Here is a 9,981-nt window from a genome sequence, read left to right on the forward strand (position 1 = left end):
GAAATGAGGGCCATGGCGCATCTCCGCGAACATCCGGGAACCGCCCGCGTCCGTTTCGCCGCGTTGCTGTCGCTGCTGTGCGTCCTGTTTTCGGTTTTTCCGGCGCAGCCGGTCCTCGGGGCGGATCCCCCGCCGGACGAGGTCGTCGGAAAGGTCTCCGTCACGCTGCCGCCGAAGGAGAAGAAGCCCCCCGACGATCCGGAGGCGGCGAAACGCATCGAAAGCCGCGCCGGAGGGCTCCTGAAGGAGCAGCTCGACTGGCACGCGGCCTACGTCAGGGATCCGGACGGGACACTCTCTCCGGCCGCGCAGGCGACGCTCGCGCTCGCACGCGACCCCGGATACGGCCGTTCGCAGGCGGTCCAGGACCTCGGCAACGGCGGCGAACGCGTCCGGCCGCTGATCCGGAGTCTCGACGTGGGGCGGCACGAACTCCTCAAGCACATCTACCGCCGCGCGATGATCCTCGCGAACGAAAAGCTCGCCTCTGCCGGCCTCTCCCCGCTGAACACGCTCCAGGCGGTCAACGCGGGCGGCACGGGAGACTACACGCGCGACCAGGACATCACGGTCTTCGCGGGAGACCCCGTCCGCGAGAAGGCCTTCTTCGACGCCGTCGAGATCGTCGCGCGCGACGAACTGCACCTCGCGACCGACGTGAAGCCGACGGGAGGCATCGACTTCCCGCAGATCGAGGTGACGTTCTTCCGCGGCACGAACGACCTTCCCGACGCGCGCTTCGCGACCGACGTCGAGGAGTTCGCGCTGAAATACCGGAAGGCGATCGCGAACCAGGCGGCCGACAAGGAAGCCTATAAGGGCGGCGGCGCGGACATCGAGGTCAAGGGGCGGCGCGTTCCCGGAAAGATGTACGTCCAGCAGCTCACTTGGGTCGACGGACGCCCCGTCTACGTCGCGGAGACACCGCGGAACTTCCGCGAGGGCGCGAGCATGTTCTCCGGAACCGCGCCGGAACGCTGGCAGCGCTTCGAGCGGGCCGCGCATATCTTCAGCGACCTCGTTCAGGGAAGCCAGCATTATGAAGGCGCGCATCACGACCTCTCGAAGGGGCCGCTCAAGTACGCCGGACGGGCGATCGAACACCTGTGCGCGATCTACGGCATGAAGCCCTGGCCGGAACTCAAACCGGAGGACCGCACCGAATTGCTGCGCCGCGTCTGGCCCCACATCGACCCGAAAACGCAACAGGGCGGCCGGATCTATGCGCAGATCGCCGACGCCCTCGATACGGCCGTCCACGTGAAGACGAAAAAGGAGCTTCCCGGCGGCCTCGACGCCGCGCAGGCGGCCAAGGCCGACAAGATCGCGCTCGCGTTCCTCCGGAATGCGACGGGCGTGACCCTGTCGAAGATGGCGCAGGACATGCTGAACCCGCCCGCGTTCGACTCGAAGGCGATGCGCGCGCTCGCGGGCGACGCCTGGGACCGGATGTCGGCCGTCGAGCGTTTCCGCTTCGCGCGGACGAAGGATGAAACGTTCCGCGCCGCGACGGGGCGCGCGAGCATGGAGAACCTTCTCGTCGCGATGTCGATGCTTCGCGCGACGGATGTCTCCGGCGGCAGGACGCTTCCCGACGGCCCCGGAGGACGCATGCTCGCGCGCGTGATCTCCGGCGCGAACCCGGAGCTGCGTCCGATCCTGACGCTGGCCGGAGAGTACGCGGAGGTCTGGGTCCGCAGGCAGCAGACAAGCGATCCGAAGGTTCACGCCGAATGCGATGCGGCGATGTCGGACATCCGCGGGAAGCTCAAGCGCGTCTGCCCGCTGGCGCCGGCCGAAATGCCGGGCGCTGCGCTGCTGCGAAAAGCCGCGCGCGACGGCCCGCGGACGGTGCTCGAGGCGGAGTCCCGCCCGGGACGGAGCTGGCTTTCGCCCGAGGCGGCCGAGGTCAGAAATGCGTTCATGGAACACCTTCGCGCCGCCTTCCCGAGCCATGCGGAGGAGTGGAAGAACTTCCGCGCGACCGTCGAGGACATTGGAATGAAGGGGTACGTCGCGCGGCGCGTGCTCGACGAGGCGTTCCAGTGGGACACGCTGGCCGACGCACTGACGCTCGTCGAGATGTACCAGGGCGGCGCGTCGTGGCGGGACTACGGGACGTTCATCGGCATCAACCTGGCGTCGCGGATCCACTGGGGCATCGGCCCGCTGATCCAGGCCGTCGGGGTGCGCGACGAAAAGGCCGTCAAAGAACTCGGAAAAAACCTGGTCTTCATGACGCTCTCGCGCGTCGTCCCGTGGGCCGCGTCCGCAAAGATCGCGTTCGACGTCATGCGCGGAACGGTCGTGGTCACGGTCGGATGGGCCGTGAACCAGGCCAACGTCGCGACGATCGACGCGCTCTATACGGGCGAGGCCGGGCGGACGGACGCAGGCGCGGCGGGGACGGCCCGGGGCCGTATCCGAGACTCGGGGACATGCGTTCTGCCGGAAAATCACGTCCTTCGCACGACTCCGCCGGGCGAACGCGACGTCGTGATCGACATCGACCGGGACGCGGTCTATACGGACGCGATCCGCCGCTGGACGGGCGCCGACCCCGACGAGGTTCCGCGCGCCTCGCCGCCGCGCGCGGACGCGGCTTCGTTCGTGACGGCCCACGACGCGTTCGTGCGGATCCTGATGCGGCAGGCGGAGCAGTTCGGCCCCACGTGGGTGCAGGAGCCGGGCAAACAGTTCTTCCCGCTCCGTCTCGGCGAAAAAGAGGTCGAAGACGCGCTGCGGGCGCTCGAACCCTTCATCCGCAACAACGCGGTGCGCGAGGCGGACGTCGTGCTCTCGGAGGTCGCCGCGCGCGGATACCGCTCCTATATGGAAGAAGAGGGGACCGACGTCATCCGGGAGGGGCTCATCCGCCGCTACGCGTCGGACGTCCTCGGCGGCATGATCCAGCACTGGCATGTGCGCATCACGGCGCAGATTCTCGCGGCGCGCGACATCGAGCGTGCGGCCGTCTTCCAGGACTTCGGCCTCATCGCGCGGCAGCTCTACGAGAAGTACGAGCCCTCGCCAACGCGCCTGCCCCCGCTCGAAATGCGCTTCGAGGGGAAGCGGCTGCGCCCCGTGCGAACAGGCGGCGCGAACCGGCCCTCCGGAATTCGGGACGCGGGGGTGTTCGGACGGATTTTAGCGAGCGCAGCGAGCGGGGCGAGCCTGGCGATACGCCCCGCCGAGGCCGCCGACGCCGAACCCGATGCTCCGGCGGCCGGCGGGGACGATCCCCTTTCCTTCCGCGTCGCGGCAAAGGTGTCGGGCGTTTCCGTCCTGAACGGCGACGCGCTCGACGGATCGGAGCCGCTGCGGCTGAGCGTCCTTCTCGAAGGCGAGGGAGACTTCGGCGACGACGAGCGCCCCGTCGCCTTCGATATCGCGACGCAGCGGCTCAGGAAGGTGCACTCCGGCGACGGTTCGGGCGGCGACTCGAAAGACGACCGGCTGAAGCCCGGAGACGTCGCCGAGGACCGAATCGTCGTGCGCGCCCTAGCCTCCGACGGCGGCGGCCCCGAACTCGCCCGGGCCGAAGTCGTCGTTCGCGTGCTGCTCCCCGGCGACGACAGCGCGCGCGACGTTCCCCTCTACCGCCACATCGAGACACGGCGCGACGGAAGCATGAAGGAACGCTACACGTACGTGAAGCGGTTCTCCGGAATGCCTCCGGAATGGAAGGCGGACGGCGTCGAAGTCTATCACGGCGACTACGAGGTCTTCTCGGGCGACGGTTCTACGCGCCTCGAGCTGCGCCCCTACCGTTTCGGCGTGCTGCACGGAAAGCTCCGCTTCTACAACCAGAAGGGGCAGCTCGTCCACGAGGTCCCGTACGAGAACGGCGTGACGCACGGCGACGACATCCGCTTCGACCCGGACAGCGCGGGACGCCTCGTGATGCGCTACGACAACGGATGGGCCGCCGAAAAAAACGCTACCGGAACGACCGGGCAGCCGTACGTTCATATCACGTACGAGAAGATGACGCTCCCGGACGGCTCCCTCGCCATGAAGGGCGAGGCGACGCGCTGGTGGGCGAACGGGAAGCTCCGCTGGCAGGGAAAGTACGAGGGCGTCTGGCAGGACCTCAATTCCCTCGGTGGCGCGCGCGGCGAGGAGATAAGGGGCAAGACGGGGACATGGACCGTGTACCACGAGAACGGCCAGGTCGCCGAACGCGGCGACTACGCGAAAGGGTATGCGGAGGGCGTCCACGTCATATACGACGAGCAGGGCCGCGTCGTGTCGCGGGGACCTTACTTCCGCGGACTCGAACAGGGACGATGGAAGGGGTATGAGTACCGCGAGAAAGACACCGTCCGCAGGTGGACCGTCTTCGAAAACGGGCGGGCCGTCGATTCGGGAATCGAGGAATAGGGCGGACCGCTCCCGGCGAGGATCTGTGTTCGCCCCGAGGGGCTGCGTTCGCCGCGAGAAGGGGCGCGCCTTCGTTCCGGGAATGCCCGGGACTTTTGGCCCCCACTGGCAGGGACGCTGAAGGTACGCTATTATACAGACTATTAGGCAGAGTTCTCCGGGAAGGAGAGGGTCCGCATGAAGCTCCGCGCGCGGGCGATTTCGGTATTCGTTGTTCTGACGCTCGCGATACTTCCGCTCGCGACATGGCCGTTCGCGATGCGGGCAGCGTCCGCTGACGCCGGAACGGACGGGCGCGCTTCCGCGGCCAGGATCCCGGAGCCTCCGTCCGATTCTCCGCTGCGGACGGCTCTCGGCGCCCTTCTCCGCGAGAGGGAGCGCCGGTCGGCTGTTTTGTCCCCGGACGTGGCCGTCGTTTCGCCCGAGGCGATATCCGGCCCCGTCCTCGCCGAAGCGTCCCTGTCCGCGAACGGAGGGCGCGTCGCCGCGGCGGACGGCCTTACGCTCGATTTCGCCCCCGGCTCCGTGACGAAACCGTCTCCCATACGGATCTCCCGTTCCGACGCACCGCCCCCGAATGTCCTGGGAGGCTCGTCCGAACTGCTCGGTTCGTGGAGGGTGGACACCGCGAGCGCCGACGTCTTCCGGGCGCCCGTCGGCGTATCGATGAAGCTTCCCGTCGTTCCGGGACCGCTGTCGCCCGACATGATCGTCCCGATGATCTCCCGCGACGGACGGACGTGGTTTCCCGTCCCGCACACGAGGGACGGCGACACGCTCCGGTTCGAGACGACGCACTTCAGCATCCTCGGCGCGGTCCTGATCGGAACGGCGATCGGATCGGCCGTTCTCGCCGTCATCCGGGCCCCGACGGAACTTCCGTCCGTCTTCCACGACGAGGCGCCCTTCATTTCTTCTCCCTATCCCGACCCGGAGGGGTGGTCGATCGCGTGGGCGAAATCGCTCGGGTCGGGAAGCAAGGGGCTCAAGGATGAAAAAACGCTCGAGATCGTCTTCAGGGCCCTCTGGGACGACTACAGGAAGAATGTCATCGATCTCGCGGAGCTTCGCGACAAGCGGATCGCGAGGGCGCGTGAGTCGAATCTGCCCGTCGAACCGATCCTCGGGGAGCTTCAGCCGCTCTTCGGCACGCTTCGGGAGAATCTCGAACGGAACCGGGCGCGGGCCTTCATGCAGTACGGCGTTCCCGACGCCGTCGCGGAGGTCCGGGAGGCTCTCCTCACCGCGAAACGCACTCTCGTCGCCGACCCGGCGGGGCGCGGCTTCGCCGACCCGGGGCCGATCACGGTTTTCGTGACGTCGAAGGCGGGTGCGAACGACGGCGAGACCGTCATCCGGTGGACGTCGGACCCGTATCTCTTCCTGTACGCGAAAACCGGACGAGACACCCTCTATCTCACGGTCCTCCACGAATACTTCCACGCGATCCAGAAGCGCTACCTCTCGAACGCGAACAGGAACATCTTTCTGACGGAAGCGTCGGCGACGCTTCTCGAGCGGGAGACGATTTCGACCTTCGACGCCAGGGGGCTGAAGATCACGAACTACCTCGCCGACCTCGGGAAGATCAGGATCGGGCTCAAGGGACCGAAGCTTCCCCTGCTCTGGGGGGACGCGAAGCCCTATCAGCGCTTCGGCTACGGAATGTCGTGGTTTCTCGAGTTTCTCCGGGACGAGGTCTTCATGAAGAACTTCCCGACGTCGAAGAAGGAGAACTTTCAGAACTACCTCCTCGCTCACTTCCGCGACACGAACCAGTCGCCGGAATTTCTCGACGTCCTGAAATATGCGGCCGGGGGCGGCGACAGGGAACTCGGAACGGCGCTCGCGAACTTCGCCGAAAAGGCGGTCTTTCCCGGGCTCTCCGGTGCGACGCTCTACGAACGAACCTACGTCGACGCCCAGAACCACTTCATGGTCATCGACAGCCCAAAGACGCTTCACGAGGTCGTCTCCCTCGACGCCGAAGGTCTCTTCGAGCTGAACGACTCGCGGATCCCCCCGTGGTCGATCCAGTTCTTCGAGTTTCAAAGCGACTCAGCGGCGAAGCGGAACGTGCGCCCGAAGCTCGCCCTGCTCTGCCCTCCCGAATGGTTCGACGCGTCGGCGACGCTCGGACGGCGGCTCTACATCCGGAACGCGAACGCCACGGACGCGGCCGTCGTGACCCCCGACGCAACCGGCATCCGGCGAGCCTTCGACTTCGACGGACCGACGCGCCTCTACATCGTCGACACGGGACAGACGGGGTCCGGGTGGGCTCGCGAATACGCGTCCGGCAACGTGATCCTTCTCGAGGGGCCGCACGACATCCGGACGGTCGCCCTCGACCCCGCGTCTCCGCTCGACGGACCGTCGCTCAGGATCGAGTGGAAGCTTCCGGCCGTCGCGACGACGAAGCCGGCGCTCGTCGAGGGATTCGATCTCGACGTCGTCGCGTCGTCGGCTGCCCCGGCGCCGCTCTACCACGTCCGTCTGAAGCCCGGCGAAACGACGCACACGATTCTTCCCGGATCATCGAAAGGCGGGGCGGGCGCCGGAAACCTCGTGAACCGGAACGCCATCGTCCGGATGACGACGGTCCTGAAGGGAGAGCCTGCCCTCGCGAGCTTTCCGTCCGAGGCGCTCATCGCGCCCCAAACCGCCCGGATCGTCCCGTTCTTCGAGAACCGGAGCTATTGGATGACGGCATCGCCGCTCGGCAACGACCCGAACGCGCCGCTGCCGCACGTTCCGATGCGCGTCGCGGCGTCCGTCGCGGGGCTCGAAGGCGAGATCCGGAAGGGAACTCCGGAGTGGGACCGTCTCATGGAGCTGACCTCGGGCGTCCAGGAAGCCGGGAAGGAGCTCGAGAAACAGCTCGTCGCGGAGCTGAAGAAGCTCGGACTCTCCCATCTCGCCGCGAACCCCGAGACGATGAAGCAGGCGATGGACGCGCTCCGGATGGCAGGTGTCGGCCTGCATCCGTCGTCGCCCCTGAACCGCGCCGTCGTCGGAAGCGGATACAGGAGACGAGGAACGCCGGTCGTAGCGACCGTGACGCTGTCGATTCCGCGGGTTCCGCTCGTACCGCTCGCAATCGCGGGCACGTCCCCGGACGGACGCGTCTTCGCGCGACTCACTGTCCGGAAGTGGTTCGTCACTACGGGGTTCCAGTCGAGCCCGGAGATCGAAGGGCCGTCGGGAAGCGCATCTCTGACGTGGGACGCGACGGCAGGCAGTCCCGTTTCCCCGCCGTCGTCGCCCGACCTTCCGAACGATGCGGGGCACAGGGTCGTCCGTACTCCCGCCCGTCAGGACGCATTCTCTCTCGATCTCGTCGTGTTCTATACGCTCGACTTCCTGGACAGCCGGAACGTGCCCGTCGTCGAATCGGGGCAGCCCGTCCGCTACGAGAACCTCTCCGTGACGTTCCCGGCAGGCATCTGGTTCTGCCCGGAAAAACCCCGTTGAGGCGAAAGGAGTGACATCCGTGAATCCGAGACGCATTCCCGTCGTGACGATCGCCATTCTCATCATTTCCGCGTCCGCCGTTCTCCTCCGGACACCTGCGGAAGCGAACGCCCCCATGGTGCGACGCTGGGCGGAGCCCTTCTCCGTTCTCGTCCCCGCCGACTGGACGCCGATGCTCGAAAGGAATTCGACCGGCTTCATCAGGGGCAGACAGCCATCGAAAGACTCGTTCTCCCCGTTCATCGCCGTCATGCTCGGCTTCGAGCGCGTTCCGAAGTCGGGATACGAAGGACTGCTCTCCGACATCGAGCGCTCGTTTTCTAAAGACGCGCACAACTTCCGGAGCTCGCGTTCTCAGGTCCGGCTCGGCGATCTCGACGCCGCCGAACTCGAATGGTCCGCCGAAGCAAAGGTCGGAAACGTGTTCCGCCCGATGAGCGGACGGATCGCCATCACGACGGAAGCCGTCCGGGACGGTTTCCACGCGATGTTCACGCTGATGGGCGACGATGCGTCCATGAAAGAAAACGCTCCTGCCGCGGAATCGCTCGTCGCCTCGGTGAGCCGGGACGTTCCCCCGTTCGGGGAGGTCCGTTCGATCCCGTACCTCGAGCCGAACAACGACTTCCGCCACATCCGCGGAGCGGGGATCGACGACGCCGGACGCGTCGCGCTCGGGACCTCGGATGTCCAGGGCGTCAAGCTCTTCGCAACGGACGGAAGCCTGACGGCCTACATCCGCAAGACCGGCGAAGAGAGGCCGTTCAACGCCGTCGCGGCGACCTGCTCCCGTACGGACGGAGCGATTCTCGTCCTCGATGACGCGTACGGACAGGGCTACGTCGTCCACGAACTCTCGCCCGACGGCGCGACGAAACGCCGCATCCCGATCGCGCGCGACGTCTTCGGCGAAAAACGCTTCTCGCCGTCGCAGATCGTTCCGCTCGCCGACGGAGGGTTCGCCCTCGCGGGAGATCCTTCCGTATTCGTCTTCGACGGCGGCGGAAAATTCGTGCGATCGTTCGCGACTCCCGGACTCCATGCCCTCGCCGCGCTCCCGGACGGTTCGTTCGCGGCGGCGGTCATACCGGGGGAGGGAACGGGATCCATCCGGATCCTCGACGCGAAGGGCATCGAACTCAGATCGTGGGGACGATGGGGAAGTTCCTTCGAAACGGTCTCGTCCGACTCCTTCCGCCCGAAACACATCGCCGCGGACGGAAGGGGACGAATCGTCGCAATCGACGACGACGAGGACGTCCTGATCGCCTACGACGCCTCGGGAACGCTCGGGCATTTCATGAAGATCCGGAGTTTCGGACTTCCGGAGGCGCTCGCCGCGAACGGGTCCGGCAGTATCTGCCTCGTCGCGCGTCCGTCGTCGGGCTCCACGACGCAGGCGTCCGCGTTCATCCTCGAGAATGCGTGGAAGGGAGAGTCCGCGTCGTCCGGCCCGATCGTTCCGGACGACGCGGGAACGCGCCGTCCGGAATCGGACCCGGGCTCGCTTTCCGACGTCGAACTCGATGCCGAAATCGAGCGCTGCACGCGGGCGCTCGAACTTCGCGAACGAGGCGCGGCGCTCCAGGACGAAGGAAAGCTTGCGGAAGCGATCGCGGCGTTCGGAAAAAGCCTCGAGCTCTTCGCCGACCCGGCGCTCGAGCGCCACATCGCTCTTCTGAAGGCGGCATCGGTCTCCCCGACGCCTGAACCGACGCCTGAACCGACGTCTGAACCGACACCCGTCCCCTCTCCGACCGTGACGCCGACTCCGCTGCCGACGCGCGACGACGCTGCGGCGCGGGCCGACCGGCTGCGTTCCGAAGGGATCCTGAAACAGAAGGAGGGACGTCTCTACGACGCGCTCGTGAAATACCGCGAAAGCCTCGCCCTGAACCCGGACCCCGAGCTCTCCGCCTATGCGGACCGTCTCGAGAAAATCCTTCGCGACCGCGCCCGAAAGCTCGTCGCGACGGGGATGGACCTTCAGAAAAAGAAGCGCTACGCCGAGGCGATGAAGGCCTATCGCGACAGCCTTGGCGTGTTCCCGGACCCGATGATCGTGGAACACGTGCGCAAGCTCGGCGAGTATCTCGAATCGCTCGACAGGAAACCGTAACGGAA

The 9,981-nt window shown here is 66.7% G+C and carries 3 protein-coding genes; all 3 read left to right on the forward strand.

Translation table 11 applies throughout. From position 1 onward, the window contains the following. The first annotated feature begins 12 nt into the window (after positions 1-12). A complete protein-coding gene (locus tag ACZ5IU_RS04730; RefSeq protein ID WP_464421038.1) occupies positions 13-4,383 on the forward strand; it encodes a toxin-antitoxin system YwqK family antitoxin in 4,371 nt (1,456 codons plus the stop codon). 177 nt (positions 4,384-4,560) lie between these two features. Continuing rightward, positions 4,561-7,857 (forward strand): hypothetical protein, encoded by a 3,297-nt coding sequence (locus ACZ5IU_RS04735; protein WP_464421040.1) that lies wholly within the window; start codon positions 4,561-4,563, stop codon positions 7,855-7,857. A 19-nt stretch (positions 7,858-7,876) separates the two neighbouring features. Next, complete coding sequence (locus ACZ5IU_RS04740) at positions 7,877-9,976, forward strand: NHL repeat-containing protein (protein WP_464421041.1); 2,100 nt, start codon at positions 7,877-7,879, stop codon at positions 9,974-9,976. Positions 9,977-9,981 lie beyond the last annotated feature (5 nt).

It is taken from the genome of Lactivibrio alcoholicus (genome assembly GCF_055390895.1).

Excerpts from the sequence above, each read along its gene's own strand:
- ACZ5IU_RS04735 (WP_464421040.1), top strand. The coding sequence starts at position 4,561 with ATGAAGCTCCGCGCGCGGGCGATTTCGGTATTCGTTGTTCTGACGCTC.
- ACZ5IU_RS04730 (WP_464421038.1), top strand. The coding sequence starts at position 13 with ATGGCGCATCTCCGCGAACATCCGGGAACCGCCCGCGTCCGTTTCGCC.